Source organism: Bacillus smithii, assembly GCF_001050115.1.
Taxonomy (GTDB): Bacteria; Bacillota; Bacilli; order Bacillales; family DSM-4216; genus Bacillus_O; species Bacillus_O smithii.
The window spans coordinates 1563964-1585749 of the sequence record NZ_CP012024.1; the positions used below are offsets into that span (position 1 = coordinate 1563964).

22 protein-coding genes are annotated in these 21786 nt (G+C 38.7%); all 22 read left to right on the forward strand.

Translation table 11 applies throughout. From position 1 onward, the window contains the following. Positions 1-3: 3 nt before the first annotated feature. The gene (locus BSM4216_RS07385; RefSeq protein WP_048623284.1) at positions 4-1026 is read left to right on the forward strand and encodes an ABC transporter permease; all 1023 of its coding nucleotides are present in this window, start codon (positions 4-6) and stop codon (positions 1024-1026) included. 149 nt (positions 1027-1175) lie between these two features. Next, entirely contained in the window at positions 1176-2153 is a 978-nt protein-coding gene (locus BSM4216_RS07390) for a sugar ABC transporter substrate-binding protein (protein WP_053083233.1), read from the forward strand. A gap of 82 nt (positions 2154-2235) precedes the next feature. Beyond that, positions 2236-3237, forward strand: a complete 1002-nt coding sequence (locus BSM4216_RS07395; protein WP_048623285.1) for a LacI family DNA-binding transcriptional regulator — start codon at positions 2236-2238, stop codon at positions 3235-3237. Between the two features lie 189 nt (positions 3238-3426). Beyond that, the gene (gene iolG, locus BSM4216_RS07400) at positions 3427-4446 is read left to right on the forward strand and encodes an inositol 2-dehydrogenase (RefSeq protein ID WP_048623286.1); all 1020 of its coding nucleotides are present in this window, start codon (positions 3427-3429) and stop codon (positions 4444-4446) included. 18 nt (positions 4447-4464) lie between these two features. Beyond that, positions 4465-5469, forward strand: coding sequence for a 5-dehydro-2-deoxygluconokinase (gene iolC, locus BSM4216_RS07405; RefSeq protein WP_048623287.1), 1005 nt, complete (start codon positions 4465-4467; stop codon positions 5467-5469). A gap of 70 nt (positions 5470-5539) precedes the next feature. Continuing rightward, positions 5540-7003, forward strand: a complete 1464-nt coding sequence (locus tag BSM4216_RS07410) for a CoA-acylating methylmalonate-semialdehyde dehydrogenase (RefSeq protein WP_048623288.1) — start codon at positions 5540-5542, stop codon at positions 7001-7003. A gap of 116 nt (positions 7004-7119) precedes the next feature. Continuing rightward, positions 7120-9039 carry a 3D-(3,5/4)-trihydroxycyclohexane-1,2-dione acylhydrolase (decyclizing) gene (gene iolD, locus BSM4216_RS07415; RefSeq protein WP_048623289.1) on the forward strand — a complete coding sequence of 640 codons (1920 nt, stop codon included), beginning with the start codon at positions 7120-7122 and terminating at the stop codon, positions 9037-9039. Between the two features lie 14 nt (positions 9040-9053). After that, on the forward strand, positions 9054-9950 hold the full coding sequence (gene iolE / locus BSM4216_RS07420; protein WP_048623290.1) for a myo-inosose-2 dehydratase: 897 nt from the start codon (positions 9054-9056) through the stop codon (positions 9948-9950). A gap of 74 nt (positions 9951-10024) precedes the next feature. Continuing rightward, positions 10025-10810: a 5-deoxy-glucuronate isomerase gene (locus tag BSM4216_RS07425; protein ID WP_048623291.1), complete on the forward strand. Its 786-nt coding sequence runs from the start codon at positions 10025-10027 to the stop codon at positions 10808-10810. Positions 10811-10932: 122 nt separating this feature from the next. Continuing rightward, positions 10933-12156 (forward strand): MFS transporter, encoded by a 1224-nt coding sequence (locus tag BSM4216_RS07430; protein WP_082142279.1) that lies wholly within the window; start codon positions 10933-10935, stop codon positions 12154-12156. 206 nt (positions 12157-12362) lie between these two features. Next, positions 12363-13418, forward strand: coding sequence for a Gfo/Idh/MocA family oxidoreductase (locus BSM4216_RS07435; RefSeq protein ID WP_048623293.1), 1056 nt, complete (start codon positions 12363-12365; stop codon positions 13416-13418). 811 nt (positions 13419-14229) lie between these two features. After that, positions 14230-15288: a zinc-dependent alcohol dehydrogenase family protein gene (locus tag BSM4216_RS07440; protein ID WP_048623294.1), complete on the forward strand. Its 1059-nt coding sequence runs from the start codon at positions 14230-14232 to the stop codon at positions 15286-15288. A 317-nt stretch (positions 15289-15605) separates the two neighbouring features. Beyond that, entirely contained in the window at positions 15606-15788 is a 183-nt protein-coding gene (locus BSM4216_RS07445; protein WP_156179230.1) for a hypothetical protein, read from the forward strand. Continuing rightward, positions 15761-16525: a beta-ketoacyl-ACP reductase gene (locus BSM4216_RS07450; RefSeq protein WP_048623296.1), complete on the forward strand. Its 765-nt coding sequence runs from the start codon at positions 15761-15763 to the stop codon at positions 16523-16525. Before BSM4216_RS07445 ends, BSM4216_RS07450 begins: the two co-directional genes overlap by 28 nt. Positions 16526-16543: 18 nt before the next feature. Continuing rightward, the gene (locus BSM4216_RS07455; RefSeq protein WP_048623297.1) at positions 16544-16993 is read left to right on the forward strand and encodes a MaoC family dehydratase N-terminal domain-containing protein; all 450 of its coding nucleotides are present in this window, start codon (positions 16544-16546) and stop codon (positions 16991-16993) included. Continuing rightward, complete coding sequence (locus BSM4216_RS07460; RefSeq protein ID WP_048623298.1) at positions 16990-17391, forward strand: MaoC family dehydratase; 402 nt, start codon at positions 16990-16992, stop codon at positions 17389-17391. Before BSM4216_RS07455 ends, BSM4216_RS07460 begins: the two co-directional genes overlap by 4 nt. 261 nt (positions 17392-17652) lie before the next feature. Further along, positions 17653-18228 carry a GNAT family N-acetyltransferase gene (locus BSM4216_RS07465; protein WP_048623299.1) on the forward strand — a complete coding sequence of 192 codons (576 nt, stop codon included), beginning with the start codon at positions 17653-17655 and terminating at the stop codon, positions 18226-18228. Between the two features lie 145 nt (positions 18229-18373). Then, positions 18374-18826, forward strand: coding sequence for a GNAT family N-acetyltransferase (locus BSM4216_RS07470; protein WP_048623300.1), 453 nt, complete (start codon positions 18374-18376; stop codon positions 18824-18826). A gap of 327 nt (positions 18827-19153) precedes the next feature. Next, positions 19154-19447 carry a TetR/AcrR family transcriptional regulator gene (locus BSM4216_RS07475; protein ID WP_048623301.1) on the forward strand — a complete coding sequence of 98 codons (294 nt, stop codon included), beginning with the start codon at positions 19154-19156 and terminating at the stop codon, positions 19445-19447. Positions 19448-19605: 158 nt separating this feature from the next. Continuing rightward, positions 19606-20967, forward strand: coding sequence for an IS4 family transposase (locus BSM4216_RS07480; protein WP_003353499.1), 1362 nt, complete (start codon positions 19606-19608; stop codon positions 20965-20967). A 62-nt stretch (positions 20968-21029) separates the two neighbouring features. Continuing rightward, on the forward strand, positions 21030-21338 hold the full coding sequence (locus BSM4216_RS07485; protein WP_244878053.1) for a DUF3784 domain-containing protein: 309 nt from the start codon (positions 21030-21032) through the stop codon (positions 21336-21338). Positions 21339-21372: 34 nt separating this feature from the next. After that, complete coding sequence (locus tag BSM4216_RS07490) at positions 21373-21753, forward strand: thiol-disulfide oxidoreductase DCC family protein (protein ID WP_048623302.1); 381 nt, start codon at positions 21373-21375, stop codon at positions 21751-21753. Positions 21754-21786 lie beyond the last annotated feature (33 nt).

Genomic DNA, 21786 nt, shown 5'->3' on the forward strand with positions numbered 1-21786 from the left:
AAAATGAATGAAGTAGCGGTGGAAAATAAAAATGATCTTTCGGTTAAAACAGAAAATGAACATCCGAAAAACAAGCAAACTTTTAAGAAAGTGCTTAGTAAGTTGGGTCCATTATTAGCGCTTATCATTTTAGTCGCAGTGCTTACTTTATTATCAGATAAGTTTTTGACTATAAATAACCTCATGAATATTGCCAGCCAATCTTCAATTAATGCATTGTTGGGAATTGGCATGCTTTTGGCTATCTTAACTGCCGGTATTGACTTGTCAGTTGGTGCTATTCTTGCCGTATCGATCATGTTTATGGGGATAGTGACAGTGAAAATGGGGTTAAATCCCATTATTGGGCTCATTGTCTGTCTTGCAGTTGGCACTGGATTTGGCTTTTTGAATGGTGTGTTATTAACAAAACTGCATTTACCTCATCCGTTTATTTCTACTCTCGGCACCCAATTTATCGGTCGAGGAATTGCGTTAATTGTAACTGCAGCAGCACCGATCGCCGGTTTCCCACTGATGATTCAATTTGTTGGAAATCAATTTGTTGGTCCGATTCCGGTAAGCTTTCTTCTTGTTATTGTAGTTTATGTGATTTTTCATATTTTTCTAACAAGAACAAAGACAGGGAGATATATTTACGCTATAGGAGGCAACCCCGAAGCCGCCCGTTTGTCTGGTATAAATGTTGATCGAGTACTGCTCATCGTTTACTCACTAAGCGGTTTGATGGCAGGACTTGCAGGTTTAGTAATGGTTGGCCGTGTTAATTCGGCATTTCCGCTTGCAGGACTAAATTATGAATCGGATGCCATTGCTGCTGTTATCATCGGCGGTGCCAGCTTTTTTGGCGGTGTTGGTACAGTATACGGTACTTTAATTGGCGCGTTAACAATAGCTGTTCTTCGCAACGGCCTGAATCTTCTTAACGTTTCTGCAGACTCCCAAATGGCTGTGATCGGCATCGTTATTATTGCCGCCGTTTATGTAGACGTTCTCCGCCAACGCAGAAGCAAGAATAAAAAATAATTTAAGGCTTCATATTGATTGAACTGTTTAGGCGCACTTTTAAAAATAGTTGGAGCGTTGAAGTTAAAATGTAAACGCTTTATAAAGTCATTTAAAAATAGGGGCCATTGAAAACAACATAAAAAAGTAAGAAAAGTGGGGGAATTGCAATGAATAAAAAGGTTAAATTAGTTGGAGCTGCTGTAGTGCTGTCAGTTATGACTCTAATTGCTGGATGTGGGACTGCTGCAAATAAGAGTACAAGTTCAAACCCAAGTAATAATGGAAATAAAAATATATCTGTTGTATTAAAAACATTATCAAGTCCATATTGGCAATATGTTCAGGCTGGTGCTGAGGCTGCGGGCAAAAAACTTGGTGTCAATGTGAAGGTCGTAGGTCCATCATCTGAATCACAGGTAATGGAGCAGGTAAATATGATTCAAGACCAACTAAGTCAATCGCCGAGTGCACTTGTAGTATCGCCTTCTCAGCCTGATACAGTTGTCCCAGTATTAAATACAGCGGTAAAACAGAAAGTTCCGGTACTTTTAATTGATACGGATGCTAAATTTGATGGGAAAACTACCTTTATCGGAACTGATAATGCAACAGCTGGGAAGGCAGCAGGCAAGTTGTTAGGTTCCATGCTTCATAAAGGAGATAAAGTTGTCCTCATTGCAGGCGCACTTGGTAACCCTGCAACTGATGAAAGGATTAAAGGAGCCAAAAAAGAATTAATTAAAGAAGGAATGCAAATCGTTGCAGAACAGCCTGCAGATAGTGATAAATCGAAAGCAATGTCTGTAATGGAAAATATTCTTGAGAAAAACAAAGATGTAAAAGGAGTATTTGCGGCCAATGATGATATGGCACTTGGGGCATTACGTGCTGTTCAGGCAAAACACTTAGGTATTAAAGTAATTGGTACGGATGGCACGGAAGAAGCAGTTCAATCTATTCTTAACGGCGATCTTGCCGGTACAATTGCACAAAGCCCATATAATATGGGATACCAAAGTGTTGAAAATGCATTAAAAGTAATTGATGGAAATAAGATCTCTAGCCGAATTGACAGCGGAATTGATGTTATTACGAAGAATAATGCCCAAAAACAGCTGGACTTCTTAAAGAGCATTTCAAAATAATAAGCGAAAATGGTATTACCCGCAAAATTCCTTCATGATAGAATACTACTAGATGGGATGATTAGAGGGAGTTTGAAGATCCATGAAGCCTACAATATATGATGTAGCTGAAAAAGCGGGAGTTTCTATTGCGACCGTTTCTAAGGTAGTTAATAATACCGGCCGGATTAGTGAAAAAACGAGAAAAAAAGTAGTTAAAATTATGGAAGAACTTGAATATCAGCCTAGCAGTGTTGCTGCGGCTCTAACTGGAAAGCAAACATACACGATTGGGGTTCTTGTTCCTGATATTTCAAATGGCTTTTTTGCAGAGGTTGCCCGCGCGTTGGAAAACAGCGCTCGAGAAATGGGCTATGCCATTATTTTGTGCAGTACGGATTATCAAATTGAGAGGGAGCATGATTACTTAGAATTATTATTAAAAAAACAAGTAGACGGGATTATTATTGCGACAGAACCGGAAGATTGGAAGACTTATAATATTCTTCAGAGAAAACTAATTCCGCATCTAATGTTTTCAATTGATAATTTAGGTTTCTCATCTCACGTTGTTACGACTGACGACATTCGAGGCGGATATATGGCAGGAAGGTATTTGTTAGAAAAAGGTCATACAGATATGGCAGTCATTGTGGAATTAAAGCGTGCCAGCGGTCGTCTACGCTTAGAAGGATTTAAGCAGGCATTGGCTGATGAAGGAATCAGTTTAAAGGAAGAAAGAATTATTAGTGCGATGTCAAAAATTGATGAAGCTCAAGCAGCAGCACGGAAAATCTTGAGTTTGAAAAACAGACCTACCGCTGTATTTGCTGCAACGGATTTAATTGCCGCCATATTTACGAATGAAGCACGAAAAGCAAAGGTACGCATACCTGATGATCTATCGATTATTGGCTTTGACAATACTATTTACGCTGAAATAGCTGATCCTGGCTTAACAACAATCGCACAGCCAACCGAGGAATTGGCACATTTTGCGATTGACCAGCTATTAAAATTAATTAAGGACCCCACCATCCCACAGCAGAGAATCATGCTTTCGCCAACGCTGATAGAACGTAGCTCCGTCAAAAGTTTAATTTAATAAAGTCGTTGCGGAGAACCAACCGGTGTTAACCGGTGGTTTTAATTCTAAGAGTAAGCGCTTAATCTTTTTGAATAAAATTTTTTAAATATTCTAACTGTATATTGATTATTACGATATAAGGTGTATAATCGAACTAGAGAAAGCGCTTAACCAAATTGGTCATCTTGAAAATAGGAGGAATCGGCGATGGAAACGTTGACGATCGGAATAATAGGCGCTGGCCGAATTGGAAGATTACATGTAGATAATTTAAAAAAGATTTCGCAAATTCGAATTAAAAGTGTTTCCGATCTTGTTATCGATCATCTTAAATCTTGGGCAAAAGAAAAACAAATTGAGGTATTAACAAAGGATTACCGTGAATTGCTTGATGACCCTGAAATTGAAGCCGTTTTCATTTGCTCGCCAACAGATACTCATGCTGCCATTATAAAGGAAGCAGCAGCGGCTGGAAAACATATCTTTTGTGAAAAGCCAATCAGCTTTTCAGTCGGAGAAACAGAAGAGGCCTTAGAGGCAGTTGAAAAAGCCGGAGTAAAGCTGCAAATTGGATTTAACCGTCGGTTTGATCTTAATTTCCGGAAAATTCGAAATATTGTTCAGGATGGCAAAATTGGTCAGCCGCATATTTTAAGAATCACCTCACGAGATCCGCAACCCCCCAGCATTGAGTATGTTCAATCATCGGGCGGATTATTTATGGACATGACGATACATGATTTTGACATGGCTCGATATGTAATGGGAAGTGAAGTGGTAGAGGTTTCAGCTGCAGGAGCCGTGCTTGTTGATCCTGAAATCGGGGATGCAGGAGATATTGATACTGCTATCGTTACGTTGAAATTTGCTAATGGAGCTCTAGGAGTTATTGATAATAGTCGCCGGGCAGTATATGGCTATGACCAGCGCCTTGAAATCTTTGGGGATAAGGGAGCCGCACTGGCAGATAACAATCGACCCACAAATGTCGAAGTATATACGGCGGAATCTGTTACGAAAGATAAGCCCTTATACTTTTTCCTCGAACGTTATACGCAAGCATATATTGCCGAAGTTTCAGAATTTGTTACTGCTTGTCTTGATAATACAGAAATCAGCTGCACAGGTTTTGATGGTTTACAAGCCCAAAAAATTGCGCAAGCAGCCAAAGAATCTCTTGAAACGGGTGCTCCAGTAAAGCTAATGCAAGAATCCCCAATAAATTAGAAACGAAGGAATGATTCTATGAGTTCACTAAAATTTGTTAAAAATCGTCCGTTCGATCTGATCGTTGTCGGGCGGTTATGTATTGATTTAAACGCTAATGAAACGAATCGGCCAATGGAGGAATCAAGTACGTTTACAAAATATGTGGGCGGATCCCCTGCCAATATTGCAATTGGCTCAGCTAGACTTGGACAAAAAACTGGTTTTATCGGTAAAGTGTCTGATGACCAAATGGGTCGATTTATTACAAATTACTTAAAGAAAAACAATATTGATATTAAAGGAGTAACCGTTGACCGGACAGGTTCAGTAACTGGTCTTGCTTTTACGGAGATCAAAAGCCCTCAAGATTGCAGTATTCTAATGTACCGCGACAATGTGGCTGACTTAAAATTACATCCTTCTGAGATAGACGAAAATTATATTAAACAATCAAAAGCTCTGTTGATTTCTGGAACGGCTCTTTCCAAAAGCCCATCGAGAGAGGCTGTATTTTTAGCGCTTGAATATGCGATTAAACATGATGTCAAAGTTTTTTTCGACCTAGATTATCGCCCGTATACTTGGACGGATAAAGCAGAAACAGCAGTGTATTACAATCTGGCAGCCGAAAAGTGTCATGTGATTATCGGAACTCGTGAAGAGTTTGACTTGATGGAAATATTGTTAAATATGGATAAATCAGATGACCAATTTACAGCGTCTCGCTTGTTCTCACATCGTGCTGAATTGGTAGTAATTAAACATGGAGTGGCTGGTTCAATTACTTATTCAAAAAATGGAGAATCTTACAGAAGCGGCATTTTTCCGACAAAAGTATTAAAAACATTTGGGGCCGGAGACTCGTATGCATCCGCATTTATCTTCGGATTGATGAATGGAAAAGATGTGTCAGAAGCGATGAAAATGGGAAGCGCTTCAGCATCCATTGTCATTTCTCGGCATAGCTGTTCTGATGCCATGCCGACAATAGAAGAGTTGGAAAATTATATCGAGACCGCTGTTTATGAACCGATTTCATAATACTTAGAATTCAAAATGCAAAAAAGTTTTTTATTTATCCTCAATAACGAATGGAAAGGGAGATTTTTAAATGAAAACGACAACTCTAAAAACGGTGAAAAATTATATTAACGGAGAATGGGTGGAATCAACTTCAGACAAAACAGAATTCGTCTATAATCCAGCAACAGGTGAAGAAATTGCAATTGTACCGCTTTCAACAAAAGAAGAAGTCGATCAAGCTGTTCAAGCTGCTAATGAAGCATTTAAAACGTGGTCCCAGGTGGCGACGCCAAAACGTGCCCGAATCTTATTTAAATACCAACAGCTTCTTGTCGATCATTGGGATGAGCTAGCCAAATTAGTCACAATCGAAAATGGAAAAAGCTTTGAAGAAGCACGCGGCGAAGTTCAGCGTGGTATTGAAAATGTTGAATTTGCTGCTGGAATTTCAAATTTAATGATGGGAAAACAGCTTTCAGACATCGCATCTGGACTTGAATCCGGAATGTATCGCTATCCAATAGGGGTTGTTGGAGGCATTACACCATTTAATTTTCCAATGATGGTTCCTTGCTGGATGTTCCCAATGGCAATTGCTTGCGGAAATACCTTTGTATTAAAACCATCTGAGCGGACACCATTGCTGGCAGCTCGCCTTGCTGAATTATTTGAAGAAGCTGGACTTCCAAAAGGTGTATTCAATATTGTTAACGGTGCACACGATGTTGTGAACGGCCTATTGGAGCATAAACTTGTTAAAGCCATTTCTTTTGTTGGTTCACAGCCTGTAGCAGAATATGTATACAAAAAAGGGACGGCCAATCTAAAACGTGTTCAAGCCCTTTCTGGAGCCAAAAACCACTCTATTGTTTTAAAAGATGCAAATCTGGATGTGGCAGTAAAGCAAATAACAAGCGCGGCATTTGGTTCTGCGGGTGAGCGCTGTATGGCGACTGCTGTCGTAGCAGTTGAGGAATCCATCGCGGATGAACTGGTTGTGAGACTGAAGAAGGAAGCGGATGAAATCATTATTGGTAACGGTCTCGACAAAGGAGTCTTTTTGGGACCTGTCATACGTGAAGCGCATAAAGAACGTACCCTTCGTTATATTGAATCAGGTATTGAACAAGGGGCGACATTAGTCCGTGATGGCCGAAAAGATGAAGCAGTAAACAGTAAAGGATATTTCGTTGGTCCAACTATCTTTGATCATGTAACACAGGAAATGAAAATCTGGCAGGACGAAATATTTGCACCAGTTCTTTCCATTGTTCGGGTAAAAGACTTAACAGAAGCTATTGAGTTTGCTAATGCCTCCCCATTTGCTAATGGTGCTTGTCTCTTTACGGATAGTGCAGCAGCCGTTCGTCAATTTCGTGAAACGATTGATGCTGGTATGTTGGGGATTAACATTGGTGTCCCGGCACCCATGGCGTTTTTTCCATTTTCAGGATGGAAGGATTCATTCTATGGAGATCTCCATGCAAATGGCACGGATGGCGTTGAATTCTATACAAGAAAGAAAATGGTTACAGCTCGATACGTGAAGTAATTGGAAAAATAAAAAGGAATGGGTAACGGATTAGGAATCGAGCAGTGACACCTTTTTCATTTTAAAAAGATCTACCAAACTCTTATGAGTATTTTATATGAGAGGGGGATTCATGAGTGGAGACGATTCGTTTAACTACCGCACAGGCGCTAGTGAAATTTTTAAATGCGCAGTATGTAGAGTTTGACGGAAAAATAAACAGGTTTGTAAAAGGAATATTTACCATTTTTGGCCATGGAAATGTGCTCGGGCTTGGCCAGGCATTAGAACAGGATGCCGGAGAATTAATGGTTTACCAAGGACGAAATGAACAGGGAATGGCACTTGCGGCGATTGCTTTTGCGAAACAAAAACATCGCAAGCAAATTATGGCTTGTACGTCATCTGTTGGTCCAGGAGCTGCAAATATGGTCACAGCAGCCGGGGTAGCTACTGCAAACAATATTCCTGTATTGTTGCTGCCAGGAGATGTTTTTGCTACACGTCAGCCGGACCCTGTATTGCAGCAAATTGAACAAACTCATAATCTATCTATTTCTACAAATGACGCTTTCCGAGCAGTAAGTAAATATTGGGATCGCATCAGCCGTCCTGAACAGCTCATGTCTGCGATGCTAAACGCGATGAGGGTGTTGACAAATCCTGGGGATACTGGAGCAGTTACGATTGCTCTGCCGCAGGATGTCCAATGCGAAGCATGGGATTTCCCGGTAATCTTTTTTCGAAAACGCATTCATCATATTGAACGCCGGGTCCCATCGGTTGAAAGTGTAAAAGACGCTGTGCAGCTAATCCAATCAAAAAGAAAGCCGGTGATCGTCATCGGCGGGGGTGTCCGTTACTCTGAAGCAGTTGATGCAGTTATAAAATTTGCAGAAACCCACCATATTCCTTTTGGGGAAACGCAAGCTGGGAAGGGTACCATTGAAAGCACTCACCCGCTTAATTTAGGAGGAATTGGCGTTACAGGTAATTCAGCCGCTAATACAATGGCAAAAGCAGCTGATTTGATTATTGCTATAGGTACACGTTTAACGGATTTTACCACATCCTCGAAGCAATTGTTTAAAAATGCAACCATTCTAACAATAAATATTTCTGAATTTCATGCATCCAAACTGGATGCAGTAAAAGTAGTGGCTGACGTCAAAGCGGGTCTTGAAGCGATTACAAACGAACTGGGAGATTATCGTACAGATTACGGAACTGAAATTGAGGAAGTGAAGCGAGGCTGGAAAAATGAATTAACGCGTCTCCACAACGTTAAATATGGAGAAAACTTTATTCCTGAAGTTTCTAGTCAATTGAATGAAAAACTGCCGGAATATCATCAGGCATTAAGAACGGGGCTTACCCAAACAGAAGTCATTGGGATCCTTAATAAAACCATTGATGAAAACGCCATTGTTGTTGGTTCATCTGGAAGCCTTCCGGGCGACTTGCAGCGCATGTGGGTTTCAAAAGAGCGTAATACCTATCATATGGAATATGGATATTCCTGCATGGGATATGAAATAGCTGGAGCATTAGGCGTGAAAATTGCTGAGCCGGATAGGGAAGTATATGCCATGACCGGTGATGGCAGCTATTTGATGCTTCATACGGAACTCGTTACATCCCTCCAGGAAGGGAAAAAAATCAATGTTGTTCTTTTTGATAATGCTGGATTTGGCTGTATCAATAATCTGCAAATGGAAAATGGGATGGGTAGCTTTGGTACGGAATTTAGAAAAAGAAATCCCGAAACCGGTCAATTAGATGGGCCGATTATGGTGATTGATTATGCCAAGGTAGCGTCAGGATACGGTGTAAAAACATATTCGATTCACACAACAGAGGAACTTATAGCCGCTATTGAAGATGCGAAAACACAAAATGTCAGTACTCTTTTTGATATAAAAGTACTTCCGAAAACAATGACCCACGGTTATGACTCATGGTGGCATGTAGGGGTTGCGGAAGTATCTGATAAAGACAGTATTAAAAAAGCATTCAAGGAAAAAGAAACGAATCTTAAAAAAGCGCGCGCATATTGATGGAGGATAAAACCATGTTTAACGACAATCAAGTGAAATTAGCCATTTCCCCAATTGGTTGGACGAATGACGATATGCCTGAGCTCGGCAGTGAAGTGACGTTCGAGCAGTGCATAAGCGAAATTGCGCTTTCTGGTTTTTCTGGAAGTGAAGTAGGAAACAAATATCCACGCGATACAAAGGTTTTAAAAAAGGCTCTTTCTTTAAGAGGGCTTGAAATTGCCAGTGCATGGTTTAGTTCTTTTTTAACAACGAAACCGTTTGAGGAAACAGCCAAAGCATTCATCGAGCATCGAGATTTTCTTCATGAAATGGGAGCTGAAGTGATTGTTGTATCCGAACAAGGCAATAGTATTCAGTCACAAATGGAGACACCGTTATTTGAAAACAAACCTGTTTTTACAGAGGAAGAATGGCAGCTTTTATTAGAGGGACTGCCTCGTCTTGGTGAATTTGCTGCTGAAAAAGGCATGAAAATTGTCTACCACCATCATATGGGTACAGGCGTACAAACAGCAGAAGAAATCGATCGCTTAATGGAAGGAACAGACCCTGAAAAAGTATCACTTCTTTATGATACAGGGCATCTTGTATTCTCTGGAGAAGATCATCTGGCGGTGTTAAAGAAGTATATTAACCGGATACATCATGTTCACTTAAAAGATGTACGAATGCATATTGTCGAAAGAGTACATGCAGAGAAATTAAGTTTTTTACAGGCCGTTAAAACAGGAGTTTTTACTGTACCGGGAGAAGGGGTAATTGATTTTAAGTCTGTATTTGAGGTGCTTAGCGAAGCAGGATACAAAGGATGGTTTGTTGTAGAGGCCGAGCAGGATCCGGCAATTGCCAATCCGTTTGAATATGCAGTAAAAGCTCGCAGTTATTTACGTGAAACTATTGGGCTTTAAAGCGATTTCAGAAAACGTGGAACGCTATATGGAATTATTCCAAAGTGTTGAGCGTGTTTAAGGAGGAAATAAAAATGTATCAGAAATTAGAATTGCAAGAAGGGTATACTGAAATAACAAATATGGAAAGTAAACATAAAGATATGCTGCAAGATATAGGTATTTATACTCTCTATCCTGATCAATCAGAAATACTGTTAGATCGTACAAAAGAAACGGTTGTGCTACTTCTTGAAGGCGAAATTCGTCTTGAATGGAATGAAAATTCCGTTGAAATGAAGCGTCATAATGTCTTTGATGAAGACCCATGGTGTTTGCATGTTCCAAAAGACGTAAAAGTAACTGTAACAGCTCTTTCCAAAAGTGAAGTTCTTGTTCAAAAAACAGATAATGAAAAAGATTTTGCAGCCAAATTATATACTCCGGAAGAGTGTTCCAGTACTGTAGCTGGTGAGGGAGTTTGGAACGGTACGGCTGAACGTGTTATCCGGACCATTTTTGATTACCATAACGCTCCATATTCAAATCTCGTCATTGGAGAAGTTATTTCCTATCCTGGCAGATGGTCAAGTTATCCTCCGCACCATCATAACCAGCCGGAAGTTTATTACTACCGTTTTGATAAACCGCAAGGCTTTGGGTGTGCTATGGTTGGTCCGGAAGCTTACCGTGTTGAGCATAATAGTTACATTACCATTCCCGGCGGTCTTGATCATCCTCAGGCAACGGCACCTGGATACGCCATGTATTTTTGTTGGATGATTCGTCATCTTGAAAATGATCCTTGGACAGACCGAATCATGGAAAAAGAGCACGAGTGGCTTTTAGATTCGAATGCAAAAATCTGGACGAAAAAATAAAAACATATGTCTGTGTGCAAACTGAGGGCACGCAGTTTTTTTGTTGAAACTGTAGGCGTAAATTCACAAGACCGTGCATAAAACACAAGCTGTAAGGTCAGGTGAATAAAGATGGAAGGGGGATGAAATTGTTTCCAAAGGAAAAGGCATACGAAAATTTGTTTCAGAAACCAGAGTATTTTCAAGTTTACTTTCTGTGTATTGTATTCTGTTTTTGGTTTTCGACGTATATTTATGTCCCGGTATTTGGTGTGTATTTGGATTTTTTAAATTTTGGATATTATGAAATAGGCCTGGTTATGGGCAGCTATGGAATCATGCAGATTGCTCTAAGGTTACCACTGGGAATCATAGCAGAAAAATATAAAATAGACGGGAAATTATTAGTGGCTTTCGGGTTTCTTACTGCTATTATAAGTGCCTTTTTGCTAGCTTTATCACATCATTTTTTACGCATTTTCTTAGGAAGGCTCTTGGCTGGTGTTACAGCTGCTATGTGGGTAATTATAACGATTTGGTACAGCTCATCGTTTGAGAAAAAACAATCACTAAAGGCCATGGGACATTTACAGGCTACAACTGTAGCCTCTCAATTTATTAGTATGGCATTGAGCGGATGGATTGTGAAATTAATGGGCTACACCAGCTTGTTTTGGATTAGCGAATTTTTTGCCATTATTGGACTGTTCCTTGTAATACTTCTGCCGGGAGCGGCTTCGATTGAACGAATAGAGAAAAAACAGGCAGCTAAACCTGATGAACAAGCAGTCGTTCAGCTATTCAAAGATCGAAAGCTCTGGTCATTAAGCGTTTTATCGATGCTATCGCATGCTGTATTATTTACAACCATTTTCGGCTTTTCACCGGTTTACTTTGACAATCTAAATTGTCACTCTTCGGTTATTGTGCTGCTCATCATTTCGTTTATGCTGCCCCATACACTTGCTCCAATGTTTATGGCAAAGAAAAAAGGTTCGCTTCCTAAGCCTTTTTTCGTCATGTTCTGTTGTTTTTGCATTGCCGCAGGTTCGCTTTTTCTACTGAGCTATACGGATAACTGGATCATATATTGTTTACTGCACGCTGTTTTTGGATTATTCCTTGGTTTTATATTTCCTATTTTACTAGATCAAGTTTATAAAATAGAAAATCTAACGGTTCCCAAAATCGTTATGGGTTTCTATCAATCCGTCTATTCGATTGGAATTGTTTCAGGACCCATTGCCGCCGGCTATATGGCTAGGCAAATGGATATGAAGTATATATTTATAATGTCTGCGATGATCCTTTTATTTGGTGGACTGGTGTCTTTGATGGAAAACAATATCGAACAAAACAATGCCTAAATCGTTTCTAGGTTGAAAAATGCACTTCTTATAAATGATTTTTTAATATACATGATTGTACTAGGTATTCAGGGGAATCATAATGAAACTCCAGAAATATTAATGATGAACATATTTGTGCAAGAGGTTATAACATTATCAAAAAAGGAAAGCGCTTAACAAAAAAAGAAAAGTGACAGCAAAATTTAGAAAAGGTGGGGGTCTGTTTGAAAAAGGTTAAGGTCGGAATCGTAGGATTAGGGAGATTAGGGAGACAACATGCAGAAAATTTAGCTTTTCGTATTCCCAATTGCGAATTATTGGCAGTTTGTAGTGTAATTCCATCTGAAATTGAGAACGCCCAAAAAAATTTAGGGATAAAGTATGCATACACAAATTTTGATGAAATGCTTGAAAATAAAGAGTTGGATGCAATATTTATTGCTTCCCCGTCAGGGTTTCATTGTGAACAAATCGAGAAAGCGTTGAGTGCTGGTTTTCATGTGTTCAGTGAAAAACCACTTGGATTATATATTGAAGAAGCGCTGCGTGTTAGGCAGGTTGTGAATCAACACAAAGACCAAGTATTTATGATCGGCTTTATGAGAAGATATGACCGATCTTATGCGTATGCAAAAAAGAAAATTGAAGAAGGGAAAATTGGCGACCCGTATCTAATTCGCTGCTATGGTTTTGATCCTGCAAAAGCTATTAATGGCTTTATGGAATTTGCAAAAAGTAATTACAGCGGTGGTTTGTTCTTAGATATGGCTATTCACGATTTAGACCTTGCCAGATGGTTTTTGAATGCAGAAGCGAAACAGGTTTGGGCAATTGGCGGAGCTTATGCGCACCCAGAAATTATGGAATTAAAGGATGCCGAGACAGGAGCGGCATTAGTAAAATTCGAGAATAATAAAATTGGGCTTTTTGTTGCTGGACGAAACTGCGTACATGGATATCATATTGAGACTGAAATAATTGGTACAAAGGGCACATTGCGAATTGGGACCGTTCCAGAAAAAAATATGGTCACGATATTTGATGAAGCTGGAGCTATAAAGGAATGTATAGACGGATTTTTAGAAAGATTTGAACAAGCATATTTAAGTGAAGCCGAAGAGTTTATTAATTGTATTAGAGAAAGTAGACAGCCAGTTGTCACAGTGGATGACGGTGTGTTATCCACAGCTCTTGGTTATGCTTGTAAAGAGTCGTTTGAAACAGGAGAGTTGATAACGATTCAATCGCCTTATAATAATATTTTCTCTAATCAAAACTAATTTTTATTATTTTTATTATTTTAAAATAGGCAGTTCGCTTTTTAGCAATACTGCCTATTTTCTTAGACAATGTTAAGTGAATAAAGTATGGCCATCCATACATAATCCTCATACGATCATATTGAACTTCCAAGATTCTTTGATAGGGGTTGTTTACAAATTGCCTACAAAAGTGCTTAAACTTAAGTAATATCTAGGATTTCTTCCCTCATCCTGAAACCTTCTTTTTTTATAAATAGATATAGGACGCGTTTCAATCCTCTAAACATTAGTTATCATTCTCTGTTTTCTAAAATTTTGGGTCAATCCGAGAATTCCTTCTATATTTTTTTGAATTAGGCAGCACATTATACGAGAAGTAAGGGATAAATATGAAGGACAAGACGGAAGACAGAAAAAATTCATATTTTGTTTCACTATAAAATATAAATAATTACAAAAGTATGGATGCTCTCCTAATAAAAAACGAGTAGAATGCTTAGGAGAATAAAAACACTTTTTGGAAATGAAGGCTTTAACATTTTCGGAGATTTCATCATTTGACGGTCTATTTTGAAAGCGTTTCCTTATGTCTTTCTTGAAAGAAAGCACTGTACAACAATGACTGAAAAGACAAATGCCTGCGTGTACAGGAATGAATGTTTATTGCTCGATGTCACACTGTTATAGCCTCTCATCCTGTGACCTATCTTCTGCCGTTATTAAATGGGCTCATCCAAATCCATAGCGATTCAGAAGTATTTACTTTATTGCCAAAAATGTAGAGAAAATCAGAAATACACAAGTCTTTCATTATAAGGGGGAAATGATGATGAAAGCAGCGAAAATTATTCATCATAAAAAACCGTTGGAAATTCAAACTGTGTCGGATCCTAAACCAGGGCCAGAAGACGCGGTGATTAAAATCGAAGCGTGTGGAGTATGCCGCAGTGACTGGCATGCTTGGCAAGGCGATTGGTCGTGGATTGGTTTGTCTCCGGAATTACCTATTACTCCTGGGCATGAATTTGGAGGGATAGTGGAAGAAGTCGGGAAAGATGTGAAGTCATTTCGCCCGGGAGATCGTGTCACCGTTCCGTTCCATTCTGCCTGTGGGCGATGTGAATACTGCAAAAAAGGGGTGCCGAATTTATGCGAAGATCTTCAAATTTATGGATTGGTGTCTGGACTTGAAGGCGGATATGCGGAATATATTTTAATTCGCAACGCGGATTTTAACCTGATCAGGCTCCCTGACAATGTAGACAGTTTGACAGCGGCTGCAGTGGGCTGCCGTTACATGACAGGCTATCACGGTATCGTAAGAGGCAATGTCAAGCCTGGTGATTGGGTCGCTGTACATGGAGCAGGAGGGGTAGGACTTTCTGCCATTCAGGTGGCTAATGCTTTAGGAGCACAAGTCATTGCAGTCGATATTGATGATCAAAAACTTGAAATCGCTAAGCAGGAAGGCGCTGTCGCCACAGTCAATGCCAGAAAAGAAAACGTTTCCGAAGCGATAAAAGAAATAACAAAAGGCGGTGCCCATGTCGGATTAGATGCTTTAGGGATTAAAGATACCGTGTTAAATTCGGTTTTATCTCTTAGAAAAGGAGGAAGACATGTTCAAGTAGGGTTAACTACCTCAGAAGAAGGAGGTTTTGTTTCGCTTCCTGTTGACCTCATTACTGCAGCTGAAATTGAATTTGTCGGAAGCCTCGGAAATCCTCATCCAGACTACCGAGGATTACTGAGCTTGATTTCTTCCGGACGACTGAATCCGAAACGATTGATCGAACGGGAAGTCCACTTGAAAGAGGTAAACACGGTATTTGACAATATGACACAATATAAAACAAAAGGATTTAACGTCATCACTAGCTTTCGTTGATGAAAAAACCCTTCCGGATAGCGTTCCGGAAGGGTATTTAGATCGCGATGATCTTTTGCCAGTGTTCTATTGAGCTATAAAGCGACAGACTATATTAAATTGAATCCGTATCTGATCTTTTTACTATGACTTTTATTGCTGATCTGATTTCCAGTTGAATTAAAAAGGAATTTTGTTGAGGAATATCGAATATGTCAAGCAGGAATTTGAATGGTTATAATGGAACATTTTGCACAAATGTCGTTGGATGAACCAGCATCAAATGATACAAAGGGGGTGTATTCCCGGCTGCTAAAATTGTCGTCGTGCACTTTTCGATGGAAGGAATAGAAAATGACAGATGTCATCAACAAACGACGAGCCTCGTTAGTACAAGGAAAATCCGACCTGATCCTAAAGCGGCGGCAGGCGATGTTTGCTGGTTCTATCGCCATATTCGAATTTTTACGATTTTAGCAGCTTGGAATGAAAAATGGGTGAAAGATTTAAAGGAAGAGTAGCCATTGTGACAGGAGGAAGCCGCGGAATTGGAAGAGCGATCGCTGAGCTCTTTGCTGAAGAAGGAGCAAAAGTAGCGATTATAGATTTGAATGAAGAAGCATTAAGTCAAACGGCTGCTGAATTAAAAGCAAAAGGGTTTGACATTTATACGAGAGTGGCAAATGTCACTGATGCATCGCAGGTGGAAGACTTTACGAAAAAAACGGTCGACACGTTTGGCTCGATTGATATTCTTGTCAATAATGCTGGAGTCATTCGTGATAACCTGCTTTTCAAAATGACAGACTCTGATTGGAATACCGTGATGGATGTTCATTTAAAGGGATCCTTTCATTGCGCTCGTGCTGTTCAAAAATATATGGTAGAGAAACGATATGGTCGTATCATCAACATTTCGTCCACTTCGGCTCTCGGAAATCGAGGTCAGGCCAACTATGCAGCAGCAAAAGCGGGATTGCAAGGGTTTACAAAAACATTGGCTATTGAACTTGGAAAATTTGGGATTACGACTAATGCGGTAGCTCCTGGATTTATCGAAACAGATATGACAAAAGAGACAGCAAGACGACTTGGTTTATCATTTGAGGAATTTGTTCATCACAGCGTTTCACAAATACCGGTTGGAAGAAGCGGAAAGCCTTTCGACATTGCGCATGCTGTCGCTTTCTTTGCAGACGAGAATTCTTCCTTTATCAACGGCCAAGTTTTATATGTAGCGGGAGGTCCAAAAAATTAAAAGGAAGGAGTGACTTAAATGTTTGCGGAACATATTGGAAAATATTCTGAAAAAGTGAGGAATAGAATTGAAAGAAGCGTTGTTAAAAAATTTGCAGAAGCCATAGGCGATCCAAATCCAATCTATTGGGATGAGGAAACTGGAAAAAAATCTAGATATAAAAACAATATCGCTCCGCCAACGTTTCCAAAGGTCTTGGATTACGGTGTGGTGGACGGATTGAAACTTCCAAGCAAAGGGCTTATTCACGGAGAGCAGACTTTTCATTATGAGCGGCCTCTTTTTGTTGAAGAAGAAATTTATTGCTACTCGAAAGTGGAAAAGTACTATGAGAAAAAAGGAAGCAACGATCAGTTAGGATTTTTGGTTATAAAAGGCTACGGAGAAGAACCGTCCAGTGAAATCATTTTTACTACCACACAAACTATCATCATAACCGAAACAGTTAGAAAGGCGATGATCGAATGAAGGAGCTCATAAAATTGCAGGTGGGAGATTCACTGGAAGAGGTACAGCTTCCTCCCGTTACGCGGCTTGATTTAATTAAATATGCCGGGGCTTCCGGAGATTACAATCCTATTCATACCATTGATGAAGAAGCGAAAAAAGCCGGTTTGCCAGGAATTATCGCACACGGTATGTGGACAATGGGAAATCTTGCAAAGCTTTTTACTCCTTATTATGAAGAAGGGTTTATACAAGATTATTCGGTCCGGTTTAAAAGAATGGTCTTTCTTAACGATATTATTACTTTAAAAGCTACTCTAAAAGAAAAAAATGAGAATCAACTGCGTTTTCATGTTCAAGCTATAAATCAAAACGGGCAGGAAGTGGTAAAAGGAGAAGTTGTATTTTCTCCGTATTAAACATACTAAAGGGCGGATATTTAAGAGTTTTTAAACTGCGAATAGGCCTCCCTTTTTACTGCGGTGCATTTTTGAGAGCCGAGAAGAATCGTGAAGAGAGATGCTGAAATGGGGGGACAGGCAGAGAATTCATGACGTGATCATGAATTATACTTGCAACAAAAAATACGAATTTTCACATTATCATTTCTATTTTTATGTTAAAATGTTAGAAAATTTCATTTTAATAGATGATTAGCAGATAAATAGCGGGGGACGATCATGCTTAGACTTCCAATTGACGATCAAACTTATCTCAAATTACTCGAAGAACAGGATGCCGAACCATTATTTAACCTCACGGATTCTTGCAGAACATACCTTAGAGAATGGCTTCCTTGGGTTGACTCGACCAAAGCGGTAGAAGATACGATTTCTTTCATTGAGTCGTCAAAGAAAAAATTTGCTTCAAAAAATGGAATGGATGCAGGTATTTGGTACAACGGTCAGTTGGCGGGGATAATCGGATTACATTTTATTGATTGGACCAACAAGAAAACAAGCATAGGATATTGGTTAGGAGAACCATTTCAAGGACGTGGTTTGATGACCAAAGCATGTATAGCCATGATCCATCATATTTTCAACGACTTACAATTAAACAGAGTAGAAATAAGATGTGCAGTTTTGAATTCCAAAAGTCGAGCCATCCCAGAAAGATTAGGTTTTTCTAAGGAAGGGACGTTCAGGGAGGCTGAATGGCTTTATGACCATTTTGTAGACCACATCGTTTATAGCCTATTAGCTAGAGAATGGAAAACGCAAGAGAAAGATCCGTTTAAACAGTCGATTATCTAACTCTTGAAAAGTCTAAACTTTCCCGAAACTATCAATTGTGATGGGATCGATATTGATAATCTAAAGGATGAGAATTTTCTTACTGTGAATCCACAGTAACCTTGCTTAAAAATTTGGTTTCGCTTCTTAAGAAAGGTAGATTGTCGTGAAGATTAGAAAATTGAATTCAAACGAATCCCCTCCAATGGATTTACTATTGTTAGCAGATCCCGCTAAAGATTTGGTTAAAGAATATGCAACAAGAGGTCAATGCTTTGTAGCAGAAGATAATGGACAAATCATCGGAGTCTATATATTATTGCCTACAAGACCAGGAACAGTTGAGTTAGTCAATATTGCCGTTAAAAAAGAGAACCAAGGGAATGGGACTGGAAAACAGTTAGTCCAGCACGCTGAACAAAATGCGAAAAATCAAGGGTACAAAACTATGGAAATAGGTACCGGAAATTCAAGTATAGCACCACTTATCCTTTATCAAAAATGTGGCTTTAGAATAACGGGAATAGATAGGGATTTCTTCATTCGACATTATTCTGAGGAAATATTTGAAAACGGTATACAATGCAAAGATATGATACGTTTATCAAAAGATCTGTGATGTCTATGTGAGCTGCTAGGAAGAGAATAAAGGTCAGCATAGCCTTTAATGAAAATCATAGCAACACAAAATGACCGTATTAATTAAAGGAAACGGTTATTCCATAAAAATAGCTGCACTCTAGCAGCTATTTTCAACATGTTTGTTTTTTGGAAATAAATACGTTCATCTCCAAGATGATGTAAATCAAAATAATTTACAGGTGCTGAAATAACAGCGGGAAGAAGAATACAATGATAAAATATTTTGATAATTCTTTGACTTTTGTATTTTTTTTGTTTATATTAAATATGGGTGACCGGTCACCTCTAAGAAAGGGAAATTAAATTGGATGATCCAAAGAAACTAAAGCGACAGAAGATTATTGAGATTGCAGCCAAAGAATTTGCTGAAAAGGGCTATGATGCTGCAAATATAAATGAAATAGCAGCACTTTCTGGAATTGGCAAGGGATCTATTTACCTTTACTTTAAAACAAAAAAAGAGTTATTTTTAGCCACAATGGAAACCGTCGTGGAAAAATTCAATGAAATATCAGATGCTGTAATGGATCTTGATTGTTCCTTAATGGACAAATTAAAACTATGTTTAGAATATTTATTAACTCAACTTTCGCAGTGAAAAATTTATGAATAATCCTTGATTTGATAGGTTTCTTTGGGTATCTCATATTCACTTGACACTGAAAAAATTCGTCTAAAAAACAAAAAGACACCTCTTTCTTTTGGTAAACTATTGGTGACCAAACCAAAAACCAAAGAAAGAAAGGTGTCACCATTATGATAACGAAAAAAGAGTATTTTGCGCAATTACCAAAAGAAATAAAAGACGGATTTTCTGAATTACAAATTGGTAATCATTTAAGAAAAGCAGGAATTATCAAGGCTTGTGGTTATTCTTGTTTATCGATTTTTCAACTATTATTTCTTCTTGTTTTTCAATACAGAAACTGGTACCACGCCTTACAAAGCAAAAAGGCTGCCGATTTACCAGGAAAAGATACCATTTATCGTTTTTTGAACTCGTCTACGTATAACTGGAGAACCTTTTTACTATCTCTGAGCTCCGAAGTGATTCGTCGTGTGAAACAAACGATTTCGAAGCGCCGTGTTACCGTGTTTATTGTAGACGATTCGATTTATTCTCGTAACCGTAGTAAATCGGTTGAGCTTCTAGCTAAAGTATTCGATCATTCCACTCGTCAGTTTGTCAATGGTTTTCAACTATTAACGCTCGGATGGTCCGATGGCTTTACATTTGTACCTATCGATTTCGCTCTTTTGAGTTCAGCGAACCAAAAGAATCGCTTGAACGAAATCCATTCGTCCATTGATAAACGAACCACAGGCTACAAACGACGGCTCGAGGCATTGGAAGCAAAACCAAACATGGTGTTGAAATTAGTAGAACATGCATTGGATAAAGGAATTTTCGCTGATTATGTGCTCATGGATACATGGTTTACTCATGCCCCGTTGGTGGAGAAGATTCACTCCAAAGGCCTTTTTGTCATTGGTATGGTCAAACAGCTGAAACAACGGTATCTTTTCAACGGAGAACGTTTAACCTTGGAACAACTGTATCGAAAAGCGAAACGAGACATTGGCAAAAAAGAAACACTCGGCTCGATTCACGCAACCCTTCATACGGGTTTACCAGTGAAAATCGTGTTTGTGCGGAATCGAAACAACCAAAGTGAATGGCTAGCCATTTTGAGTACAGATACCACGCTGTCTAATGAAGAAATCGTTCGAATCTATGGGATGCGTTGGGACATTGAAACCTTTTTTAAATTCAGTAAATCGTTTTTACATTTAGCCAAAGAGTTTCAAGGTCGTTCCTATGACATGATGATTAGCCATACTACCATTGTCTTCACTCGGTATATCTTGATTGCTTGGCAACTTCGGAAAGAAGAGGATCCGAAGACCATGGGCAACTTATTCTTGTTTCTATGTGACGAAGTAAAGGAGATGGACTTTAAAACGGCTTTACTACAATTGATTTCTCTTTTCCAAACTTTGGCTGAAGCTAAGGTTTATTTGAGTATGGACATTTTTCAGTGTCAACTGTCCAATTGGATTACTTCTTTACCTCGTTATATCAAGGACTGTCTCCATATTTCTGTGTGCGAAAGTTGAGTTTATAATTAAACATTCGGAAAAATCATTCCAAAAATGTCCATTTATTACGGAGGTGAAATATGTCCTTAAATACAGATTTCTCTACTGCTATTGTTATTTGTATTATTACTGGTTTATTATTCATTCTTGTTGGTTGGCTTATTTGGAGAAAAAAGAAATTGAAATTAATTGCCGGGTATGATGAAAAACAATATAAAGGAGATAAGAATAAATTAGCAAGAGTGATGGGAATATATTCGATTACTCTTGGGATTATTATAATAATTTTCCCTTTTCTAATGGAATATCTGGGTGACTGGTCTTCATGGATATTAATTGGAATCATTGTGCTTTTAACGTTTTTCACTTTAATTAGAGTCTATTTTTAAATGAATACAAAATATGAAATAAGGTGAATTAATTATGTCTAAAATTATTGTCCTTTATGATAGTTGGTGTCCTCTCTGTGTGAGTATGAAAGAAAATATACAACGTCTTAATTGGTTACGTCTTATTGAATTCCAAACCATACGTGATGATTCAAGAATAATAAACATTCCCATACAGAAATTAGAAAAAGAAATGCATTGTATAAATATTAATAATGGAAAGATTGCAACTGGAATTGATGCAATTGCTTCAATCATCGCTAGAATTCCCTTGCTGACCATCTTTTACATTCCAATTAAATTATCAAGTTATTTCGGATTCGGTCATTATGTTTATAATTATATAGCAAGCACAAGAAAAATTGTACCAATAGGCAATTGCTCAGAAGAAACTTGTGATATTAAAAACATTTAAGTAACAAATATAAAGAAAGATAGGGGGAATTTT

Coding starts and splice junctions, on each gene's coding strand:
- BSM4216_RS07485 (WP_244878053.1), top strand. CDS start 21,030: ATGTCCTTAAATACAGATTTCTCTACTGCTATTGTTATTTGTATTATT.
- BSM4216_RS07430 (WP_082142279.1), top strand. CDS start 10,933: ATGAAATTGTTTCCAAAGGAAAAGGCATACGAAAATTTGTTTCAGAAA.
- iolE (WP_048623290.1), top strand. CDS start 9,054: ATGTTTAACGACAATCAAGTGAAATTAGCCATTTCCCCAATTGGTTGG.
- iolC (WP_048623287.1), top strand. CDS start 4,465: ATGAGTTCACTAAAATTTGTTAAAAATCGTCCGTTCGATCTGATCGTT.
- BSM4216_RS07395 (WP_048623285.1), top strand. CDS start 2,236: ATGAAGCCTACAATATATGATGTAGCTGAAAAAGCGGGAGTTTCTATT.
- BSM4216_RS07440 (WP_048623294.1), top strand. CDS start 14,230: ATGAAAGCAGCGAAAATTATTCATCATAAAAAACCGTTGGAAATTCAA.
- BSM4216_RS07385 (WP_048623284.1), top strand. CDS start 4: ATGAATGAAGTAGCGGTGGAAAATAAAAATGATCTTTCGGTTAAAACA.
- BSM4216_RS07460 (WP_048623298.1), top strand. CDS start 16,990: ATGAAGGAGCTCATAAAATTGCAGGTGGGAGATTCACTGGAAGAGGTA.
- BSM4216_RS07480 (WP_003353499.1), top strand. CDS start 19,606: ATGATAACGAAAAAAGAGTATTTTGCGCAATTACCAAAAGAAATAAAA.
- BSM4216_RS07390 (WP_053083233.1), top strand. CDS start 1,176: ATGAATAAAAAGGTTAAATTAGTTGGAGCTGCTGTAGTGCTGTCAGTT.
- BSM4216_RS07465 (WP_048623299.1), top strand. CDS start 17,653: ATGCTTAGACTTCCAATTGACGATCAAACTTATCTCAAATTACTCGAA.
- BSM4216_RS07490 (WP_048623302.1), top strand. CDS start 21,373: ATGTCTAAAATTATTGTCCTTTATGATAGTTGGTGTCCTCTCTGTGTG.
- BSM4216_RS07455 (WP_048623297.1), top strand. CDS start 16,544: ATGTTTGCGGAACATATTGGAAAATATTCTGAAAAAGTGAGGAATAGA.
- BSM4216_RS07445 (WP_156179230.1), top strand. CDS start 15,606: ATGGAAGGAATAGAAAATGACAGATGTCATCAACAAACGACGAGCCTC.
- BSM4216_RS07450 (WP_048623296.1), top strand. CDS start 15,761: ATGGGTGAAAGATTTAAAGGAAGAGTAGCCATTGTGACAGGAGGAAGC.
- BSM4216_RS07410 (WP_048623288.1), top strand. CDS start 5,540: ATGAAAACGACAACTCTAAAAACGGTGAAAAATTATATTAACGGAGAA.
- BSM4216_RS07425 (WP_048623291.1), top strand. CDS start 10,025: ATGTATCAGAAATTAGAATTGCAAGAAGGGTATACTGAAATAACAAAT.
- iolG (WP_048623286.1), top strand. CDS start 3,427: ATGGAAACGTTGACGATCGGAATAATAGGCGCTGGCCGAATTGGAAGA.